Here is a 21,324-nt window from a genome sequence, read left to right as displayed (position 1 = left end):
CCGCCTGTCACTTACTTGATCTTGATACCCGACAGCTGAAGCATGGAATTCGTCGCCATCGTAGGCTTGAAGTCCAGACGTTCGGAGACGCGCGAGAAGCCGACCATGTGGAAGAGAAGCACATCTGCGACCACGTCGTCATGCAGATAGGCGATCACTTCGGACCAGAGCTTGGCACGTTCCTCGCCGACGGCGGCAGAGGCGCGCTTGATCAGGTCGTCGACCTTGGGATCGGAGAAGCCGGACTGGGTGCCTTCGGTCGCATATTTGAAGAACATCGAGAAGGACGGATCACCCTTGGAATTGTCGTGCATGGCAGCGACGATCTGGGGCCCGCGACCTTCCGCGAAGGGCTTCGAGTAGTACTGTTCGTGCTCGGCGACTTCGACGAACTTCAGCTCGACCTTGAGGCCCACTTCCTGCAGCTGCTGCTGGATGGCTTCCATGATCTCAGTGACGTTCGGGAAGTTGGCCGAGCGCGCGATGATGGTGATCGGCGTCTCAACCTTCACGCCATCAGCCTTGGCTTCTTCGATCAGCTTCTTTGCGCCTTCCGGATCATAAGGGAAAACCTTGACATCAGGGTTCCAGCCGAGGGTTGGCGGGGGAACGATGGCGGTAGCGAGCAATGCACTGTCGGGAACCAGCGTGCCGAGGAAGGCCTGGCGATCGATGGCAAGGTTAAGTGCACGACGGATGCGGACGTCGTTCAGCGGCTCGATGTTGTGGTCGATACGCAGATAGACGGTTTCGCTGTCCAGATAGGAGAAATCCGTTGCCGGATTGGTGGCCTCAAGCTGCGAGATCGACGGAGACAGATCGGCTTCGCCGGCAGCAACCATGGCCGCACGAACCGAAGGATCGGCGCGGAACAGGTAGGTCGCCTCGGTGACTTCCGGCTTCTCACCCCAGTAATCGTCACGGCTGGACAGAACGATCTGCTGGCCGGGCGTCCAGTTGGTCAGTTTGTAAGGGCCGGTACCAACCGGTTCGCGGATGAATTCCAGAGGCGTTTCTTCCGGAACCATGGTCACGAGTGTCATCAGCAGCGGCAGGATCGGCTGAACGGGATCGACCTTGAAGTCGACCGTATTGTCGTCGACGATCGTCGGCGTGACGGTCATGCCGCCGAAATAGCGACGGGATTCGCAGGTGTTCTTGTCGCTCATGATGCGTTCGAAGCTGTGCTTCACGTCTTTCGCATCAAAAGTCGTGCCATCGGAAAACTTGACGCCCTGACGCAGGTGGAAACGCCAGCTGCCATCGGCATTCTGCTCCCATTTTTCCGCCAGGCGGGGCATGACGCCCTTGTCGCCCTGCACGTCGAGTTCCGTCAGCGTCTCGCTGACATTGCCCATGATGATGCGGCCGATATTCGAGCGCGTGGCCATGCAAGGCTCGAGCAGATCGGCCTCTTCAGCCAGAACAACCTTGATTGGTCCAGATCCGGCATAGGCCGGCGACAAGGCCGTACCCATGACCAAAGCACAAAGCAGAGCAGTCTTTCTCATGTTCATTCTCCTCCCAGATTAATTCAGTGCGAAGTCTTCATGCCTTGCGAGCGCGCAGCGATGAGCGCCGCAATGCAGATCAGTCCGGCGCCGACTACCGTGGTCAACGCAATGGTTTCGTTGAACAGCGCAAGCCCACCCAGCGCCACGAGCGGCAGCCGCAGGAAGTCCACTGGCGCCACGACGCTTGCCGGCGCCAGCGACATGGCATGCGTCATCAGCCCCATGCAGCTTGTGCCGATCACGCCCTGAAGGGCGAGAAGCACGAGTTCGCGATTTCCCGGCATGGTCCAGAAAGGCAAGGCGAGAACGAGCGATATCGGCACCGTCAGGATCAGGTTCCAGGCCACCAGCGTCGAGGTCGCATCACCACGCGACATCGACTTGAGGATCAACTGGATGCCGGCCTGTAGCAGCGCGCCGACAAATGCCAGCGCAACGGCGAGCGTCAGCCCCGTCGCGGACAGCCCGACGATCGTGATCGCACCGCCAAAACCAATCATCGCAGCCGCAATCATCCGAAGCCCCGGCCGCTCGCCGAGCAGGATCGCCGCGCCGAGGACCACAAAAATCGGCGACATGAAGGCGATCGCCGTCACATCCGCGAGCGGCCCCATGCTGAAGGCCGCAAAGAAGGCGACCATGGCAAAAAGCTTGAACAGAGCCCGCACCGCATGCTGCCTCATCGAATGGGTCGACTGCAGTATTGAGGGGCGAATAGCGAGCCACGGCAGCAGCACGACCACGCCGAACAGGGCGCGAAAGAAAGCGATCACGAAAGGATGCACGGCGCCATCCAGGACACGAACGATCACGGCGTCGGATGCGGCAAGGGCCGCCGCCCCCGTGGCAAACAAGACTGCCGCGCTCACTCGCTCGCGCCTTCCCTGCTCCTGCATGAAATCCTCCCGGTGACGGCCTCCCCGTCAACATGCCCAAACCATCCAACTTCCACCAATCTTTGTCAAATCATTTCGGAATGTAAAATTATCTTCTCGGTAGCAAATTTATTTTCTTCATATTTTTTCGACACTTAAATGATTCAAAAAATCGATCAACACGATTTTACAACATAAATAAACTTGACAACTTTGCCGAAAAGCGGATTTTGCAACGATGAGAGGAGTGCCCAATGACCCCCGATGAGATCGCACGCCGCATGACCGGCACGCTGGACGCCGTCAGCGCGGACCGGCTTGAAGCTTTCTTGCCCTCACCGATGATCCAGAACCATGCATCCTTCCTGCACATGCAGGATGATGGCAGCCTGATCTGCGCTTGGTTCGGCGGATCGCTCGAAGGAAAGTCCGATATTTCCATCTATGCGTCGACACTAGTGGAGGGTGCATCTGCCTGGGGACCGGCACAACGGCTCAGCTTCGACCCTGACCACTCCGAACAGAACCCAGTACTGTTCAAGGCCCCGGATGGCCGCCTCATGCTGTTTCATACGTCACAACCTTCCGGGAACCAGGATGAATGCCGGATCCGCATGGCCGAGGTAACCGTCGACCCACAAGACGCAACCCGGCTCTCGTCCTCGGAAGGCGTCTATCTCGAACTGCCGCGTGGCTGCTTCGTTCGGGCGCCGCTGTCCATCCGCGCTGATGGCGCATGGATGCTGCCGATTTTTCGCTGCATCCAGCGCCCTGGCCAGAAATGGAACGGAAGCCACGACACGGCAGCCGTCGGTGTGAGCGAGGATGGCGGCAAAAGCTGGCGTCTCGAGGACATCGACCAGTCGACGGGCTGCGTACACATGTCACCCGTCAATCTTGGATCGGGGAGATCCGCAGCATTCTTCCGCCGTCGCCAGGCCGACTTCGTCTATCGGACGGAAAGTGCCGACGAGGGCCGGAGCTGGAGCGCACCATCCGCCACCGATCTGCCCAACAACAATTCGTCGATCGCGGCAATCGGCCTCAATGACGGCCGGATCGCCGTCATCTGCAATCCCGTGAATGCCGAGGCCTCCCTGGATCGCCGCGCTTCGCTCTATGACGAACTGGGCGAAGACGACGACAGGCCGGATGCCGATCCGACGGGCGGATGCGTGCCCGTCTGGGGCGTGCCGCGCGCGCCGGTATCCGTCTGCCTGTCATCGGACGGCGGCGTGACCTTCCCGCACAGGATCCTCATTGAGGACGGCCCAGGCACCTGCCTGTCCAATGATTCCACCGACGGACGCAATTTGGAAATGTCCTATCCCTGGCTCCTTGCCGGACACGATGGGAGCCTCCACCTCGCCTATACCTATCACCGACGCGCGATCAAATATGTCCGGCTGGCTCCTGGCTGGGATCGCCTCGAAAGCGGAGAATGACATGAGCGGCACTATCGGAATCACCATGGGCGACCCCTGCGGCGTCGGACCTGAAATCTCCGTCAAGGCGCTCGCCGAAATGTCGGAGACGGACCGAGCGGCAACCCGCATCTATGGCAATCTTGCCACGCTGAATGCGGCGCGCGACGCTCTCGGCCTGTCCATCGAGCTGACGCCCTTTGTCGTCGACATTCCGGTCGAAGGCGCACCCCTGCCCTGGGGAACCTTGAGCCCTGTTGCCGGTGATGCGGCCTTTCGCTTCATTGAAAAGGCCGTGCGCGATGCCGAGGCCGGTACAATCGGTTGCATCGTGACCGCACCGATCAACAAGGAAGCGCTGAATGCAGCCGGCCACCACTATGACGGCCATACCGGCATGTTGCGCAGCCTCACGGGATCGAAGGCAGCTTATATGCTACTCGCCTCCGAGCGCCTGAAGGTCATCCACGTCTCCACCCATGTCTCGCTGCAGGAAGCAATCCGCCGGGCAACCACGGAGCGCGTGCTGGCAACCATCCGAGCCGGCAACGATCACCTGATGCGCATCGGCTACGACAAGCCGCGCATTGCGATCGCCGGCATCAATCCGCATTGTGGTGAAAACGGCCTTTTCGGCACCGAGGATGACGACCAGATCGCGCCGGCCGTGGCCGCTGCACGGGCCGAAGGCATCGATGCCTACGGCCCGATCTCGGCCGACACCGTGTTTCACCGCGCCTATTCCGGCGCCTTCGACCTCGTCGTCGCCCAGTATCACGATCAGGGGCATATCCCGATCAAGCTCGTCGCCTTCGACACGGCAGTCAATGTCTCGGTCGAACTGCCGATTGACCGCACCTCGGTCGACCACGGCACAGCCTTCGACATTGCCGGCAAGGGGATCGCCAATCACGGCAACATGAATTCCGCCATCGCCTATGCCCGCAAGCTCGTGGCCGGCCGCGCACATCAAGGATAACCCCGATGACGACAGCAACCATCACTCTGCATCAGCCGCGCCGCTTAATTGTGGGCGCCGGCACGATCGGGCAGGTCGGCGGCCTGGTCGGCGCCACCAAATCCGCTCTGGTCATCGCCACCCCGATTACCGCCCGTTTTATCGAGCGCCTGCAGCTTCCCGGCAAAGTGGAGGTCTTCGACGCCATTCCCGGTGAACCGGATATCGCGACGCTGGAGGCTGCCCTGGATGTTGCACGGCGCGTGAGGCCAGACGTCGTGGTTGGCCTTGGCGGCGGCTCAGTGCTCGACGTCGCCAAGCTGGTCGCAGTGCTCTGGGATTCTGAGCAGGGCCTGGCCGATGTCGCCGGTCCGAACAAGGTCGCCGGCCGCAACACCCGCCTCGTTCAGGTGGCAACCACTGCTGGCACAGGCTCGGAGGCGGGGATCCGGTCGCTGATTACTGATCCCGTCAAAGGCGCAAAGATTGCTGTTGAGAGTCCGCACATGATTGCGGATATTGCGGTCCTTGATCCGGAACTCACCTTCACCGTACCGCCGGCCGTCACGGCTGCGACCGGCGTCGACGCCATGGCACACTGCGTCGAAGCCTTCACCAACAAGCGCGCCCATCCGATGATCGACGGCTTCGCCCGCATGGGTTTTCGCTTGGTCGGACAATACCTCGCCCGCGCAGTAAAGGATGGCAGCGACACCGAAGCCCGTGAAGGCATGATGCTCGCCTCATACTATGGTGGCATCTGCCTCGGGCCAGTCAATACGGCTGCTGGTCATGCGATCGCCTATCCGCTCGGTACGCGTCTCGGCCTACCGCATGGCCTTGCCAATGCAATTGTCTTTCCGCATGTACTGGGCTTCAACCAGCCGGTGGCACCGCAGAAGACAGCTGAAGTTGCAGAGGCCCTGGGCATTGCAAACACGGCGCCAGCCGCACTTGTCGACAGTGCATGCAAATTCTGCAGCGACCTGAATATTGAAATGTCCCTGTCTCGCCACGGCGCAAACGCGGGCGATCTAGAAGCTTATGCCGCGGAGGCGCACGCAAATCGCCGGCTGATGGACAACAACCCGGCAGACATGACGGTCGAAGACGTTCTGGCGATCTACAAGGCAGCTTTCTGACGAAAGCGACCTCCAACAATCCGACGGCATCGCAGAGGGGCCGGAAGGCCCCTTTTCAATGACATCGCCTTGCTGGGGATCACTGCGTTGGCAGGGCAGCCAGTGATGCGCTTGCCTGGAAGAGGCGAGCTCGGGAGCCCGTCAGGTGGGCAAACATCAATTCTTTCGCTCGCGCGCCCTCGCCTGCGGCAATCGCCTGAGCGATTGCCTCGTGTTCTGCAAAGACACGTGACAGGCCTGCACTGTCGCGCTTCACCGAAACGCCATGAAACCGCATGCCCACAGCAATATGGTCCTTCAAGGCTTCCATCGCCGTGGAAAAGTAACTGTTCTGCGCTGCCCGGGCGATTGCCAAATGAAACTGAAAGTCGGCATCCTCCCGATGCGCCTGGCGATTGGTGGCATCGCGCATCAGCTCCAGCGCATCGCGGATCGCCGCCATCGTTGAGGGATTATGCCGCGACGCCGCAGCCTCGGCCGCAGCAGGCTCCATGGTCAGGCGAAACTCGTAGCAGTTCAAAAGGTCGGCCACATTTTCGAGCTGACCAAAGCCGAGAGGCTGCTTCATGCCGACCGATCGCACGAAGCTGCCGGCACCCCGGCGGGAATAGATCAACCCCTGGTCCCGCAATCGCTTCAACGCCTCGCGAATGATCGGGCGCGACACTTCGAATTCAATCGCCAGATCATGTTCCGTCGGCAGACGCTCGTCCGGCTGATAGGCTCCAGACTTGATCGCCCGATGCATGCGCTCAAACACCAGATCAGCCAAGCTTCTTCGTGCAGTTCCGCTTTCCAGCCCCATCTTCAGCCCATGTCCCCTTGCAGTCTCGCAGCGAGCGTGACGAGCGTATCCGGCGTCCCGAATCCTCCAGACTTGGCGATGATACATTGCCCGCCGGCATAGGCCAGCCCGAGCCCCGGCAGGCATTCGCCGAGAAGACGAAACCGGGTGATGCCCATTTCAGACAGGACGGCTTCCGCCGTTGCTCCTCCGCACAAAAGCAGGGTTGTCGCTGACGCCGTTAGAACCGGATGTACACCCGATGCCAGATTGGTGGACACTTGAAGCGAGGAAACGTCCTCAGCACCAACAGTTGCCTGGATGAGAACCAGCGGGCGATCCCCGGCAGGCTCATCCGGAACAACGCCATTGGGCGCCGCACGATGATCAATATCTGGCTCAGCGTCTCGCAGTGATGCAATTTGCACTAAGGTGATTGGATCGCGCGAACCGATCACGAACACGGCCCTTCCTTTCGGCAGTTCGGCCAAGTCAGGATCATGGCGCTCGCTCATCTGCTCGGCGAGCGCTTCTGCAAGCCCCCTCGCTCCGACCAGCAGATCAACCCCTTCGGAATCTGCAATTTGCAGCGCAAGTCGCATCTCATCGGCTGACGCAATATCGGGGATGCTGCATCGTTCGGCATGATCACCGAGCCTCGAGGCAACATTGATCGGCTGCTCCACGCCAAAACCAGCGACATGTCCTGCGCGCACGACACGACCAAACTCCGGAATAGCCGGTGCAACAAGTGCCGCACGGTACGGGATCGGATCCAGCTCCGCCGCAACATGTCCTTTCAGACGGGAATCGACCTTCTTGAACACGCGCGTGCCCGCCGGCAAAGCGCCAATCGCTTGACTGGCGAGCGCCCCGGCCGAGACGGCGTCGAGTTCACGCGAGCCGAGGTTGATTGTCAGCACCTCAGGCTCCTCTGCAACAGCACCCGCAATCGCAGCCACGTTCAGAGCCACCTCCGTCCGCAATCCGCGCCCGGCAAAGGGGGCGCCCGTATCCAGAGCGCCGGTCAAATCGTCGGCAATGATGGCCAGCAAACTCAAAGTCCTCCCGATGTTGTTATCTTTATGAAGGATTTTCCCGTTCTTTTCCAGCGCTCTCTCACGTCTGCATGACAAATATCCAGTCAACCAGACAAGCCTCTCATTTGGAAGTTGACCTTCTCTTGATGCGGCGCAGACGCTGGCACAGGAATTACTAATTCAGCAGCACCAGCCATGTTGTGCCGCCACAAAGGATCATCTAGTAAATATTTTCCAAGGTTTACTGGCGCATCCCTCGATCGGGACCGCGCGACAGGGGAATGGGCCGCATGGTCACCATCAAGGAAATAGCCAAGGCCGTCGGGGTCTCATCCGGCACGGTCTCGCGCGTGCTGAATTACGACCAGACGCTCTCCGTCTCGGAGGCAAAACGTCAAGCCATTATCGAGACGGCGGAGGCACTGAACTATGCGACACCGCGGGCTCGCCGAAATGCGGTGCAGCCGCCGCTTTCGATTTCCATGCCGAGCCACGCGGATGTGGTCGCGAATGTCGCCCTCATTCATTTCCTCGCCCCGGGCGAGGAGCTGGTCGACCCCTATTATGTCGGTGTACGACTCGGCATCGAGGCGCGTTGTCGCGAATACAAGCTGGAGATCACCCGGGTTTTCAATCCCGAGGTGCCGGTCGACCTTGCGCTTCTGGCTGGCGTTTCGGCCGCCATCGTGGTTGGCCACCGGTCGAAGGCCGAGATTGATGCCATGGCGAGGGTTTGCCCGCACCTTGTCATCGCTGACTACAATCCGCGCATGCCGCAATTCGATTGCGTGCGTGCTGATCTCGGCGAGGCTACGGTCACCATTCTCGATGCGCTTGAGCAGGCCGGATATGGACGCATTGGCTTTGTCGGCGGTTACGAGCTGATGGACAATGACGCGCTGATGCAGGGTGAACAGCGCTGCAAGGCCTTTATCGAGTGGCACGAGGCGCGTGGTCGATACAATGCCGAGCTGCTTGCGCTCGGACAAAGCGAACGCTTCGGGCAGAACCTTCGCCTGGAAACCGGCTACCAGCAAGCCAAGTCGCTGCTGGCCCTTTCGGAGCGGCCGGATGCGATCCTCGCCGCCAACGACAACATGGCGATCGGCACCTACAGGGCGATCCGGGAGGCGGGGCTCTCCATTCCGGAAGACATCGCGGTTGTCGCCTTCAACGACATTCCGGTGGCACAATTTCTGACCCCGCCGCTGTCGACCATGCGCATTCCCGGCGAACTGATCGGGGAAGTCGCCGTCGACCTCATGGTCGAGCGCCTCAATGGCCGCGATTATTCAAAACATGTGACGCTTGCCACAGAGATGATCTGGCGGGGCAGCGCCCGCAAACCGGACTGACCTTTGCGTCACGGACGCCACGTTTGCGTGTAAATTCCGCCACCTACCGCAGCGCACAAAATATTTAGTAAAAATTTTCTTGGCACTCTCCCGGTTTTCGGAAATAGTGACGTCAAGGCAGGGGATGAGGCTGCCGCATACGACATCACAAGGGAGGAGAAGACTATGGATTACACTCAGCTGCTCAGGCGCTCGGTGACATCGGCGCTGGCCGGTGCAGCCTTTTTGACCAGCACTGCCGCCTTCGCCGGCGAAGTCACCATCTGGTGCTGGGACCCCAATTTCAACGTCGCGATCATGAAGGATGCCGCGGCGCTCTACACAGCCAAACACCCGGAAACCACCTTCAACATCGTCGACTTCGCCAAGACCGACGTCGAGCAGAAGCTGCAGACGGGCCTTGCGTCCGGCATGACAGATTCGCTGCCGGATATCGTGCTGATCGAGGACTACGGCGCGCAGAAATATCTGCAGTCCTTCCCGGGCTCGTTTGCGGCCCTGACTAGCAAGATCGATTATTCCGGCTTTGCCAAATACAAGGTCGACGTGATGACGCTGGAGGGCGAGACCTACGGCGTACCCTTCGATTCCGGCGTCACCGGCCTCTATTATCGCAAGGACTATCTTGAGCAGGCTGGCTACAAGGCCTCCGACATGGAGAACCTGACCTGGGATCGCTTCATCGAGATCGGCAAGGATGTGAAGGCCAAGACCGGGCACGAAATGATGGCCCTCGACGCCAATGACGGCGGCCTTGTCCGCATCATGATGCAGTCCGGTGGCCAGTGGTACTTCAATGAAGACGGCAGCCTGAATATCACGGGTAACGCGGCATTGAAGGCAGCACTTGAGACCCAGGCCCGCATCGTCAACGAAGGTGTGGCCAAGCCGACCAGCGGCTGGAACGACGGCATCAATGCACTGACCTCGGGCGATGTTGCCTCCGTCCTGATGGGGGTGTGGATCACCGGCACTGTGAAATCCCAGGCCGATCAGGCCGGCAAGTGGGCGCTGACGGCCATTCCGAAGCTCAACATCGAGGGTGCGACGGCTGCGTCGAACCTCGGCGGTTCGAGCTGGTATGTGCTGGAGGCTTCCGCCGAAAAGGACGAAGCCATCGACTTCCTCAATGATATCTACGCCAAGGATCTCGACTTCTACCAGAAGATCCTGACCGAACGCGGCGCCGTCGGTTCGCTGCTCGCGGCCCGCACGGGCGAGGCCTACAAGAAGCCCGACGACTTCTTCGGTGGGCAGACGGTCTGGCAGAATTTCGCCGACTGGCTCGTCCAGGTGCCGCCGGTCAACTACGGCATCTTCACCAACGAACTCGACACTGCCGTCACTGCAAACTTCCCGGCGCTGGTCAAGGGCGCCCCGATCGACGACGTGCTGAAGGCAATCGAGGACCAGGCCGCCGGTCAGATCCAGTAACCCGATCCACAGGGGCCAGGGCTTAAAGGCCCAAGAGCCCCTGTCCTCCCGGAGGCGTGCGGCGAAACCGCCGCGCGTCTTCCCGCTGGAACAGAGATTTCCCAGACCAGGATTGGGCTGCAGACGCGCATGACCACAACAACCAGATCCAGATCGAGCCTGAGCCGCTACTACGACGTGAACGGCTGGCTATTTGTCGCGCCCGCCGTCACCTTGATCGCGACCTTCATGCTTTACCCGATCATCCGCTCGCTGGTCTTATCCTTCTATTCCGGGCGCGGGATGATGCTCAAGTTTTCCGGCTCGGGCAATCTCACGCGCCTGTGGAACGACCCTGTTTTCTGGACGGCGCTCCAGAATACGGTGATCTTCTTCATCGTACAGGTGCCAATCATGATCACCATGGCGCTGATCCTGGCCGCCATGCTGAACAATCCGAAGCTGCGCTATTCCGGCCTGTTCCGCACGATGATCTTCCTGCCCTGCGTTTCCTCGCTGGTGGCCTATTCCATCCTGTTCAAGAGCATGTTTTCGCTCGACGGTGTCGTGAACAACGTACTTTTGGCGGTCGGCATCATCGGGGAACCGATCGGCTGGCTGACAGACCCCTTCTGGGCCAAGGTCCTGATCATCATCGCCATCACCTGGCGCTGGACCGGCTACAACATGATCTTCTATCTGGCAGCACTCCAGAATATTGACCGCTCGATCTATGAGGCGGCGAAAATCGACGGCGTGCCGTCCTGGGGGCGCTTCGCCTTCCTGACCATTCCGATGCTGAAACCGGTGATCCTGTTCACCACGATCACTTCGACGATCGGCACCCTGCAACTCTTCGACGAGGTCTACAACCTGACCGAAGGCAAGGGCGGGCCGGCGGACGCAACGCTGACGCTGTCGCTTTATATCTACAACCTGACCTTCCGCTACATGCCGAGCTTTGGTTATGCGGCAACCGTCTCCTATGTGATTGTGCTGATGGTGGCGGTTCTCTCCTTCCTGCAATTCTATGCCGCGAGGGAACGGACATGATGACCACGCTTCGTCGCCGCCTGCCCGACATCGTGCAATACGCCGTCCTGTCACTCGCCGCATTTCTATCTGTCTTCCCCTTCATCTGGATGGTGATCGGGGCGACCAACACCACGAGCGAGATCGTCCGCGGCAAGGTCACCTTCGGCACCGCGCTCTTCGACAACGTCGCCTCCTTCTTCGCGCAGGTGGATGTGCCGCTGGTGTTCTGGAATTCGCTGAAGATCGCGCTCGTCGGCACAGCGCTTACGCTGCTTGTGTCCTCGCTTGCTGGCTACGGGTTCGAGATGTTCCGCTCGAAACTGCGGGACCGCGTCTACACCGTCATCCTTCTGACCCTGATGGTGCCTTTTGCGGCCCTGATGATCCCGCTCTTCATGATGATGGGCAAGGCAGGCCTGATCAACACCCATGTCGCGATCATGCTGCCGATGCTCGCCTCGGCCTTCATCATCTTCTACTTCCGGCAGGCCTCTAAGGCGTTTCCGACCGAGCTTCGCGACGCCGCCAAAGTCGACGGGCTGAAGGAGTGGCAGATCTTTTTCTTTATCTATGTGCCGGTGATGCGCTCCACCTATGCGGCGGCCTTCGTCATCGTCTTCATGCTCAATTGGAACAACTACCTCTGGCCGCTGATCGTGCTGCAGTCGAACGACATGAAGACGATCACGCTCGTCGTCTCCTCGCTCGCCTCTGCCTACGCGCCTGAATACGGCACCGTGATGATCGGCACCATCCTCGCCACCCTTCCCACACTTCTCGTCTTCTTCGCCATGCAACGCCAGTTCGTGCAGGGCATGCTCGGCTCCGTGAAATAGGACTTTGAAATGCGCATTATCGAGACTTTCAACCGCAACTGGACTTTTCGCGCCGGTTTTGAGCCGGCTTTCACGTCGGCGTCCCAGCCGGGTGAGACGGTCCAGCTTCCCCATACGGCGGTCGAGCTGCCCTATAATTATTTCGACGAGAAGAGCTATCAGAAGGCCTTTACCTATCAGAAGGTGATCGCCTGGGAGCCGCGCTTCGAGGGCAAAGAGGTGTCGCTGGTATTCGATGCCGCCATGGCGGACAGCGTGGTCTATCTTAACGGCATCGAGATCACCGCGCACAAGGATGGCTACACGCCCTTCGAGGCACGGCTGACCCCGCATCTGAAGGCTGGCGATAACCTGCTGACGGTCAAGATCGACGGTTCGGAAAACCCCGAAATCCCGCCCTTCGGCGGCGTCATCGACTATCTCACCTATGCCGGCATCTATCGTGACGTCTGGCTCAAGGTGACGGCGCCGGTTTCGATCAAGAACGTCAAGATCGAGACGCCGGATGTGCTGGCTGAAACCAAGCAGGTCACGGCAAAGCTCTGGATTTCCAATCCGACCGACCAGGCACCGTCCGGCAAAGTGACGGCTGTTCTGAAAGATGGTGCGGGTCAGGAGATCGCTCGGACCGAGGCGAGTGTTTCCGGCGGCGAGGTCTCGCTCGGCTTTTCCGGCCTTCAGGGCATCACGCTCTGGGATATCGACAATCCGACGCTCTACCACCTCACCGTCGCCCTCGAGACAGCTGCAGGCACCGACGCCGTCACCAGCCGTTTCGGCTTCCGCTCGGCCGAATACACCATCGATGGTTTCAAATTGAATGGCAAAGCCGTCAAGCTGCGCGGCCTCAACCGCCACCAGGCCTGGCCGCATCTGGGTTATGCCATGGGCCGGCGCGGTCAGGAGAAGGATGCCGACATCCTGAAATACGACCTCGCCTGCAACATCGCCCGCACCTCGCATTATCCGCAGTCGAAATACTTCCTCGATCGCTGCGACGAGATCGGTCTGCTGGTCTTCGAAGAGATCCCCGGCTGGCAGCATATTGGCGGCGAGGCCTGGAAGGCGGAGAGCGTTCAGAACGTCCGCCGCATGATCGAGCGCGACTGGAACCACCCCTCTGTTATCATCTGGGGCGTGCGCATCAATGAGAGCCAGGACGCCCATGACTTCTATGTCGAGACGAATGCCATGGCGCGTTCGCTCGATACGACCCGCCAGACTGGCGGCGTGCGCTACATCACCGACAGCGAGCTGCTCGAAGACGTTTACACGATGAATGACTTCATTCTCGGCATGGAGGAACTGCCGGGCCATAATCGCGAGCGGCTGGTGCTGCGCGACCAGCGCGAGGTGACCGGGCTCGACCGCAAGGTGCCCTACATGATCACCGAATATGGTGGTCACATGTATCCGACCAAGCGCTTCGATCAGGAGCAGCGGCAGGCGGAGCATGTCAGTCGGCATCTGGCGATCCTGAATGCGGCCGCTGGCGATCCTTCGATCTCAGGCTCCACCGGCTGGTGCATGTTCGACTACAACACGCACAAGGATTTCGGCTCCGGCGACCGCATCTGCTATCACGGCGTGACCGACATGTATCGCGAGCCGAAATTCGCCGGTTATGTCTATGCCTCGCAGGGCGATCCGAAGGATGGCATCGTTTTGCAGCCGGTCAGTTTCTGGGCGCGTGGCGAGCGCAATATCGGTGGCGTGCTGCCGCTGATCGTGCTCACCAATTGCGATTATGTCGAAATCCGCATGGGCCATATCGTCAAGCGGATCGAGCCCGATACCAACACCTATCCCCATCTGCCGCATCCGCCCTGCATTCTCGATCACAGCATGGTGACGCCGGAGGAATTCGGCGAATGGGGGATGACCTGGCGGGACGGTGAACTCGTCGGCTTTATCAATGGCGAGGAAGTGGTCCGCCGCCATCTGCCGGCCGATCCACTGCCGACGACACTCGAAATCGCGGCTGACGACACAGAACTCAGGGCGGGCGAAAAGGACACGGTTCGCGTCATCCTGCGAGCACTCGATCAGGGCGGCAATGTCCTGGGCTTCTTCGATGATCCGGTCGAGGTTACGCTCGAAGGCCCTGGCCGTATCGTCGGTCCTTCGCTTCTCTCCTTCAAGGGCGGGGCCGTTGGCCTTTACATCGAGGCAGGCAATGATGCGGGCAGCTTGACGCTATCTGCGACCTGCCGTCCTTTCGGGACGCAGCGCCTCACCTTCAACGTCACCTGAGCGAGGACAAGATGGCAGAGGTTCGGCTTACCGATATCCGCAAGTCCTACGGCTCGCTTGAGGTCATCAAGGGGGTGAACCTTGAGGTGCGCTCCGGCGAATTCGTCGTCTTCGTCGGTCCATCCGGCTGCGGCAAGTCGACGTTGCTGCGCATGATTGCGGGGCTTGAGGACATTTCGTCAGGCACGCTCGATATCGGCGGCAATGTGATGAACGATGTCGATCCGTCCAAACGCGGGATCGCCATGGTCTTCCAGACCTATGCGCTTTATCCGCATATGACCGTACGCGAGAACATGGGCTTTGCCCTGCGCTTTGCCGGCATGGCGAAGGATGAGATCGAGACCCGCGTCAATGCGGCGGCGGAAATCCTCGAACTCGACGCGTTGATGGATCGAAAGCCCAAGGCGCTTTCCGGCGGTCAGCGGCAGCGCGTGGCGATCGGCCGGGCCATCGTTCGCCAGCCGGATGTCTTCCTGTTCGACGAGCCGCTGTCGAACCTCGATGCGGAGCTGCGCGTGCATATGCGCGTCGAGATCGCCCGGCTGCATAAGGAGCTCAACGCCACCATCGTCTACGTCACGCATGACCAGGTGGAGGCGATGACGCTGGCCGACAAGATCGTCGTGCTGCGAGGCGGTCGCGTAGAACAGATCGGCGCACCGCTCGACCTCTATGACGACCCGGACAACATGTTCGTCGCTGGTTTCATCGGTTCTCCGAGAATGAATTTCCTGCCGGCAAAAGTGATCGCGCACCCAGGACCCGGCCAATTGACAGTAGCCTTGACAGCGCGGCCGGATACAGAGCTCACCCTATCCTCTCAGGCTGTGCCGAAGGTCGGCGAGGCCGTCACGCTCGGTATACGCCCGGAGCATTTCCTGCCGGAGGGCCATGGAGATGCGCAGCTGATCGCACATGTCGACGTGGTCGAACACCTCGGCAATACCAGTTATGTCTATAGCCACACCGTGCCCGGCGAGCAGATCATCATCGAGCAGGAAGAGCGCCGGCATGGCGAAAGGTTGGGTGGAAAAATCGCTGTCGGCATTTCCGGCGCCTCGAGCTTCCTCTTCGATCACGAGGGACGGCGTATCCGATAAACCGGGCTGGCGTTGTCAGGCCCGGCGGCGCATCATCAGGATCAAGAACGGTGCACCGATCAGAGCAGAAACGAGACCTGCGGGGATTTCGTAAGGGAAGACCGATACGCGGCCGATCCAGTCGGCCAGCATCATCAGTCCGCCGCCGATGACGAGGCCACCGAGAAGCTGGGTCCGCGCCTGCCGCAATCCAAGCTCACGGGCCAGATGCGGGGCCATCAGACCGATGAAGGTCAGCGGGCCAACGCAGAGTGTCGCAGCCGCCGTGAGGCAGCCGGACAGCAGGAGCAGCGTCAGGCGCGCAGCCTTGATGTCGATACCGAGTGCCTTTGCTGCACTGGGACCAAGCGGCAGAAGGTCGAGCCATCGATGGACGAGGAGTGCGACGCTCACCAGGACAATCCCGATAACGGTGACGGCACTGGCAGTCTCCATGCCAACGGCATAGGTCGAGCCGCTCATCCAGCGCAGCAGGAAAATCGTCCGCGGATCGCCGGTCGCACCGATTGCCCCGCCAATCGCATCGGCCATGGCCGAAAGGGCAATGCCGGCAAGCAGGACACGTTCGGGTGCCAGCCCCGATTTCAGCGCAAAGAGGAAAACGACGGCCAGTACGGCAGCAGCCCCCAGGGTCGAGTAGACGAGCTGGAAGCCGATGCCCGGTTCCGTGGTGAAGAAGATGGCAAGCGTAACGCCGAGCGTCGCGCCTGCGCTGACGCCGAGCACTTCCGGGCTTGCCATCTCGTTTCCGGTCAAACGCTGCAAAATGATGCCCGCAGTTGCCAGCAAGGCACCTGCAATGCAGGCGGCAAGGATACGGGGGAAGCGCAGCGGAAGGATCTCAGACCACAGATCGGTTTGCAGCAGCGACCAGCCGCCGAGCGGATTGCGTCCGACCAGCACGGCGAAAAACAGGATTGTCACGCCCAAAGCCATGGCAAGCAGCAGGCCATACCGCGCCAACAATAACGGCGCCAGCGGCGCCGCTTTTTGCTCGGCAATCCTGTGCCGTGTCTTCAACCTGGGCAGAAGCAACAGAAGCAGCGGCGACCCGAAGATCGCGGTAAAAGCGCCGGTCGGCAGCATTTGCGGCCATAATCCTGTCAGCTGCATCAGCAAATTGTCGGCAAAGAACAGCAGCGCCGCCCCGATCAGCGTCGACCACAGGAGGAGTGCGCCCGGTCGTCTCGCGCCGGACAGCCGGGCGATGACGGGTGCAACGAGACCGATAAAGCCGATGACGCCGACGGCACTTGTGACGAGCGCTGCGAGCAGAACGGCCAGCGCAATTGCGACCAGGCGCAAGCGCTCAGGCTTCAGACCAACGGCGCGCGCGCCTTCCTCTCCAAGATCCAGCAGCGTCAGCGGTCGCACGAGAAGCGCGCTCAAACCGCCGATTGCGGCGAGCTTCCAGCCAAGTGCGATGGGGGTATCCCAGCTCTGCTGCGAAAGGGACCCCGCGCCCCAGATCGAGAGGCTCGTCAGATAGCGCTCATTCAGAAGCATCAGCACGGCGGAGAGACCGCCGCACCACAGGCTGATGACCAGACCGGAGATCACCAGCGTCAAGGGTGAAAAACCGCGGCGGGCACCAAGGAGGAAAACGAGGATTGCGGCGAGCGCCGAGCCGGAGAGCGCGACCAGATCGCGACCGAAACCGATCAGCGCCGGAAACCAGAGTGTCGCCACAACCAGCGCCAGATTGGCACCGGCGGAAATGCCAAGTGTGGTTGGCGAGGCCAGCGGATTGCGCAGGACCTGCTGGAACAGACTGCCGGCGAGCGCCAGGGCCGCGCCGCAAAGAAGCGCCGTTGCCATACGGGCAAGCGTCGACTGTTCGAGCACGACGAAGGCAATCACCCGATCCGGTGCATCGGCGGGGAGGTTGAGGACCGGGGCGATCTGCATCCAGGCAAGGAGCAGACCGAGACCGAAGAGGGCAAGGGTCACCAGAAGCGGGCCAGGGTCGACACGGGTCACGACAGTGTCTCCTCCAGGTGGGCCGTGAGAATGCGCGCGAAGCGCATGGCGTCATTCAGCATGCCGAACATCAGTGAACCGGGGAGCACCGCAAACTGCCCGGGTCGAGCGAAAGGCAGGGCGTGCCACAAGCCGCTGCGATCGAGGCTTTGCCCGATATCTGTAGCGAAGGGTTCGAGTGCAATCAGCTTTGCGCGCGGGTCTGTTACGCGGGCCAATCGCTCGAGCGGCACGGTTTCGAAACCCCAGAAGCTGCTGGTCCGGGGCCAGGCGTTTTTGATCCCGATGCGATCAAGCACATTGGTGAACAGGCCTGGGGCCGAATACACCTGCACATGGCGCTGATCCATGAAGGTCGCAAGAACCAGCGGCGGGACATCGAGCGCAGCAAGCCGCGCACGGCAACCGGCAAACAGGGCCTCGGCACGATCGATCAAGGCTTCCGCTTCCTGGGTCCTGCCCAGAGCCTTGCCGAGCTGTCTTGTCACAACGACGGCCTTGGGCAAGACGTCTCCCCCATCCGCCGTGTAGGCACCAAGCGTCAGGACGGGTGCAATCTGCTCCAGCCTCGCCGTGAGCATGCCACCAAAAGGGGTATTGAGGATCAGGTCTGGCTTCAGAGCCGAGACGATCTCGAAATTGACCTCCCAGGACGAGCCAATATCCGCAATATCAGGCGCAAGGGCCGGCTCGACCACCCATTTGTCCCAGTCGGCCATGGAGGCGATCCCGACCGGGGTGACGCCAAGACCGATTGCTGTGGAGGCAAGTCCATAGTCGAGGCAGACAATCCGTGGTGAAGACGTGCCCGCCCACGAGAAACCGGGCGCCGCAAGGCAGGCAGCAAGGCCCAGAAGGGCCTGCCGGCGATTGAGATTCGGGATCACACGCGACACGTTTGGCATGTCAGCGGACATAGGCAATCGGCACGTTACCATGCGGATTCGGCGTCACATCCATGTCGATGCCATAGATCATCCGCAAGCGCTCCGGATCGAGGATCTCGGCCGGCACGCCACTGGCGACGACCCGACCCTGGCTCAGCGCGTGGATGTGGTCCGAAAAGCGGGCCGCCATGTTGATGTCGTGCAGGACGATCACGACACTCAAGCCCCGTTCGCGAGACAACCTTCGGATCAACGACAGGAGTTCCATCTGGTGGGCAATGTCGAGTGCTGAAGTCGGCTCATCCAGCAGCAGGCAATCTGTGTCCTGGGCCATCAGCATGGCAATCCAGGCACGCTGGCGCTCGCCACCGGACAGCGTATCGACCGTCCGATCGGCCAGGGCCTCGATGTGGGTCATGGCGATTGCCTCATCGACCTTACGCCGATCGAGATCGGAAAAGCGGCCAAGGGCGCCGTGCCAGGGATAACGCCCGCAGGCGACGAGTTCGCGCACAAGCATGCCCGCACCCGCGCCAAAATCCTGCGGCAGATACCCAACCTTGCGGGAAAAATCCCGCGCCGCAATGGCACCGATCGGCTCGCCGCGAAGTCTGACCTCACCGCGGCTCTTCTCGATCTGGCGGGCGAGGATCTTGAGAAGCGTCGACTTGCCGGACCCGTTGTGACCGATCAGGCTGGTGATGGCACCAGCGCCAAAATCGAGCGAGACATCGTCAAGAATGCGACGCCCATCGACGATAAAGTCTATGTGCTCCGCCTTCAGAACTGGAGCCTCTGCCCCGACCGAAGCACCACCAACACTCATTGCGCACCCATCTCCGAGACACCCGTTGAGCTTCGCCTACTAAATATGATAGAACCATTCAACAATATTCCGCTTGAACCGGTCCATCCTCCCCCAAGCCCATGAATTTCCTTCCGCAGATGTCCAGCCGGATCGATGGCTTTTCGATCCAACGCAACTTCCACCGGCACTATTGGGACGGCATGGTCGTCGACCTGTGGGATGTCGATTGCGCCTCCGAGGCCGGCGGCACCTATGCCAGCAATCATCCGCGACTGTTTGCCGTTCTGGAAACGCGTCACGCAACAGCGGCACGTTTTTCCATGATGGAACAAGGACGGCGGCCGATCAACGCCTGTGAAGAGCGCGCAGTCAGTTTCATCCCGGCCGGGCTCGAACTGCGCACCGAGCTTTCGGGCGTCAGCTTTCTGCGCCATCTCGACCTGCATTTCGACATAGACAGCCTGACGCGTCGCTTCGGAGATGCCCTGCCTCAAGGCCGGCTCGATGCACCGCGATTTACCCTAAAGGAGGAGAGGCTGCTTCTGCTTGCGGATCTGATTGCACGCGAATGCGCCTCACCCGATCCGCTACACCAACTGTATGGCGAGGGTCTGACGCTGGCGCTTCTGACCGACATGCTGAAGATCGCCCCCACCCATGCGCGGGAAAGGTCGCGACTTGCCTCCTGGCAGCTGCGCAAGGTGACCGACTTCATTGCAGATAATTGCCACCGGGCAATCCGGCTGGATGAATTGTCCGATATGACCGGCCTGTCACAATCGCATTTCAGTCATGCCTTCAAGGCGAGCACCGGCACCGCGCCGCACCAGTTCCAGCTTCGCGCCCGGATCGAGCGGGTGAAGGTGCTTCTCGCACGCAAAGACCTGTCGCTGACAGCCGTTGCAGCCGAAACCGGTTTTGCCGATCCCGCCCACTTCTCCCGATCGTTTCGCAAAGTCACCGGCCTCTCCCCATCCGCCTGGCGGCGGGAGAGGCTGCGATAAGGGGTTTACTTGCGCAGGATGACCCAGATGGCATGGATGATGCCGGGCAGATAGCCGAACAGCGTCAGCAGGATATTCAGCCAGAAATGCAGGCCAATGCCGACCTGCAGGAAGACGCCGACGGGCGGCAGAAGGATGGCAAGAAGAATACGAAGGACGTCCATGGAAACTCCGGTTCGGTGGTACTTCGCCGTTTAAACGCAGAACTGTGGCATTCGTTCATTCGATTAGATCGATAATTCGAAAGTTGCCGGGCCGGGACACGCGCTGCTGAAGGCCGATCTGATCCTCCTGGTGCGGCTGCCAAGGCTGTATGAGGTTTGAGGCAGGCTGCCAGGGCGTGGGGAGGGCCCGGTGGCAGGCGCGCTAATGCCGAGATTGCCGCTGGCGCAACGCCCTTATGCCGGGGTGCACGGGTATGGCGCTGGCCTTGAGGCATCGCCCCGTAGCTTGTCGCATGGGTGGCCTTGTGGCCTCGCCCTTCGAGGCCGTGCAAGCCCGGCACCTCAGGCTGAGGGGGAAGCGGTGGTGCACGCGTTGGCAGGGATTTCCGGGTGAAGTGGTGCAAGGGAAGCCACTTGTCGCAACGCCCTCATGCTGAGGCGTACGCGCAGAGCGCGGGCCTCGAAGCATCCCGCTCTGGTGGCCTCGTGCTTCTGATGTCGCATTCGCTCTTACCTCAGCTGAGGGGTGGCGGGGTGGCCTCGTCCTTCGAGGGTCGCATTCGCTCCCACCTCAGGATGAGGGGGAGGCGGTGGTGTTCAATCTGTAAAAAAAACCAAGCTTCGCCGCCGGTCGGGATCGCTCCCTCCGGGGATGGCTGTGCTTGTCTCGGGTGAAACCCGAGGATCGGACGAGGCGCCAGAAGCAGCCTGTCTAAGTAGTTTTATGTGGCTCCTTCCGGCGCCCCGTT

18 protein-coding genes are annotated in these 21,324 nt (G+C 60.7%); 10 read left to right on the top strand and 8 right to left on the bottom strand.

The genetic code is table 11. From position 1 onward, the window contains the following. Nucleotides 1-11 precede the first annotated feature (11 nt). Together IP76_RS21430 and IP76_RS21425 are read right to left on the bottom strand one after the other, a co-directional pair. On the bottom strand, nt 12-1,511 hold the full coding sequence (locus tag IP76_RS21430; protein WP_054160274.1) for an ABC transporter substrate-binding protein: 1,500 nt from the start codon (nt 1,509-1,511) through the stop codon (nt 12-14). 23 nt (nt 1,512-1,534) lie between these two features. Beyond that, nucleotides 1,535-2,410, bottom strand: coding sequence for a DMT family transporter (locus tag IP76_RS21425; RefSeq protein WP_054160273.1), 876 nt, complete (start codon nt 2,408-2,410; stop codon nt 1,535-1,537). A gap of 233 nt (nt 2,411-2,643) precedes the next feature. On the opposite strand from IP76_RS21425, the gene IP76_RS21420 reads away from it, so the two are divergent. From IP76_RS21420 to IP76_RS21410, 3 genes are read left to right on the top strand one after another with little or no spacing between them, the layout of a single operon-like run. After that, complete coding sequence (locus IP76_RS21420; protein WP_054160272.1) at nt 2,644-3,834, top strand: exo-alpha-sialidase; 1,191 nt, start codon at nt 2,644-2,646, stop codon at nt 3,832-3,834. 1 nt (nt 3,835) lies between these two features. Further along, nucleotides 3,836-4,792: a 4-hydroxythreonine-4-phosphate dehydrogenase PdxA gene (pdxA, locus tag IP76_RS21415; protein WP_054160271.1), complete on the top strand. Its 957-nt coding sequence runs from the start codon at nt 3,836-3,838 to the stop codon at nt 4,790-4,792. Nucleotides 4,793-4,797: 5 nt separating this feature from the next. Next, on the top strand, nt 4,798-5,913 hold the full coding sequence (locus IP76_RS21410) for an iron-containing alcohol dehydrogenase (protein ID WP_054160270.1): 1,116 nt from the start codon (nt 4,798-4,800) through the stop codon (nt 5,911-5,913). 79 nt (nt 5,914-5,992) lie between these two features. On the opposite strand, the gene IP76_RS21405 is transcribed toward IP76_RS21410, so the two are convergent. Together IP76_RS21405 and IP76_RS21400 are read right to left on the bottom strand one after the other, a co-directional pair. Beyond that, nucleotides 5,993-6,718 (bottom strand): FadR/GntR family transcriptional regulator, encoded by a 726-nt coding sequence (locus IP76_RS21405; RefSeq protein ID WP_054160269.1) that lies wholly within the window; start codon nt 6,716-6,718, stop codon nt 5,993-5,995. 2 nt (nt 6,719-6,720) lie between these two features. Further along, entirely contained in the window at nt 6,721-7,752 is a 1,032-nt protein-coding gene (locus IP76_RS21400; protein WP_054160268.1) for a four-carbon acid sugar kinase family protein, read from the bottom strand. A 275-nt stretch (nt 7,753-8,027) separates the two neighbouring features. Here IP76_RS21400 and IP76_RS21395 point away from each other — a divergent pair, with 275 nt between their 5' ends. The 6 genes from IP76_RS21395 (at nt 8,028) to IP76_RS21370 (ending at nt 15,732) form a co-directional block, all read left to right on the top strand. Beyond that, complete coding sequence (locus IP76_RS21395) at nt 8,028-9,092, top strand: LacI family DNA-binding transcriptional regulator (RefSeq protein ID WP_054160313.1); 1,065 nt, start codon at nt 8,028-8,030, stop codon at nt 9,090-9,092. Nucleotides 9,093-9,257: 165 nt separating this feature from the next. Next, a complete protein-coding gene (locus tag IP76_RS21390; RefSeq protein ID WP_054160267.1) occupies nt 9,258-10,526 on the top strand; it encodes an ABC transporter substrate-binding protein in 1,269 nt (422 codons plus the stop codon). A 129-nt stretch (nt 10,527-10,655) separates the two neighbouring features. Next, on the top strand, nt 10,656-11,558 hold the full coding sequence (locus IP76_RS21385) for a carbohydrate ABC transporter permease (protein ID WP_054160266.1): 903 nt from the start codon (nt 10,656-10,658) through the stop codon (nt 11,556-11,558). Then, the gene (locus IP76_RS21380; RefSeq protein ID WP_082352665.1) at nt 11,555-12,376 is read left to right on the top strand and encodes a carbohydrate ABC transporter permease; all 822 of its coding nucleotides are present in this window, start codon (nt 11,555-11,557) and stop codon (nt 12,374-12,376) included. The genes IP76_RS21385 and IP76_RS21380 overlap by 4 nt, the downstream gene beginning before the upstream one ends. 9 nt (nt 12,377-12,385) lie before the next feature. Further along, on the top strand, nt 12,386-14,629 hold the full coding sequence (locus IP76_RS21375) for a glycoside hydrolase family 2 protein (RefSeq protein ID WP_054160265.1): 2,244 nt from the start codon (nt 12,386-12,388) through the stop codon (nt 14,627-14,629). Nucleotides 14,630-14,640: 11 nt separating this feature from the next. Beyond that, complete coding sequence (locus IP76_RS21370) at nt 14,641-15,732, top strand: ABC transporter ATP-binding protein (RefSeq protein ID WP_054160264.1); 1,092 nt, start codon at nt 14,641-14,643, stop codon at nt 15,730-15,732. A gap of 15 nt (nt 15,733-15,747) precedes the next feature. Here the strand turns inward: IP76_RS21370 and fhuB are convergent, their stop codons facing one another. Genes fhuB through IP76_RS21355 form a run of 3 tightly spaced genes read right to left on the bottom strand, consistent with a single transcriptional unit; the run spans nt 15,748 to nt 19,425 of the window. After that, complete coding sequence (gene fhuB / locus IP76_RS21365) at nt 15,748-17,712, bottom strand: Fe(3+)-hydroxamate ABC transporter permease FhuB (RefSeq protein ID WP_054160263.1); 1,965 nt, start codon at nt 17,710-17,712, stop codon at nt 15,748-15,750. Continuing rightward, nucleotides 17,709-18,599: an iron-siderophore ABC transporter substrate-binding protein gene (locus IP76_RS21360; protein WP_245281538.1), complete on the bottom strand. Its 891-nt coding sequence runs from the start codon at nt 18,597-18,599 to the stop codon at nt 17,709-17,711. Before IP76_RS21360 ends, fhuB begins: the two co-directional genes overlap by 4 nt. A gap of 19 nt (nt 18,600-18,618) precedes the next feature. Beyond that, nucleotides 18,619-19,425, bottom strand: a complete 807-nt coding sequence (locus IP76_RS21355; protein WP_054160262.1) for an ABC transporter ATP-binding protein — start codon at nt 19,423-19,425, stop codon at nt 18,619-18,621. A gap of 101 nt (nt 19,426-19,526) precedes the next feature. On the opposite strand from IP76_RS21355, the gene IP76_RS21350 reads away from it, so the two are divergent. Further along, a complete protein-coding gene (locus tag IP76_RS21350) occupies nt 19,527-20,411 on the top strand; it encodes an AraC family transcriptional regulator (protein WP_054160261.1) in 885 nt (294 codons plus the stop codon). A 5-nt stretch (nt 20,412-20,416) separates the two neighbouring features. Here IP76_RS21350 and IP76_RS22985 read toward each other — a convergent pair whose 3' ends face one another. Beyond that, nucleotides 20,417-20,575 (bottom strand): YqaE/Pmp3 family membrane protein, encoded by a 159-nt coding sequence (locus tag IP76_RS22985; protein ID WP_082352663.1) that lies wholly within the window; start codon nt 20,573-20,575, stop codon nt 20,417-20,419. Between the last annotated feature and the right edge of the window lie 749 nt (nt 20,576-21,324).

Source organism: Rhizobium sp. AAP43, assembly GCF_001296045.1.
Classification (GTDB): Bacteria; Pseudomonadota; Alphaproteobacteria; order Rhizobiales; family Rhizobiaceae; genus Allorhizobium.
This window is presented reverse-complemented; position numbering and strand designations above follow the sequence as displayed.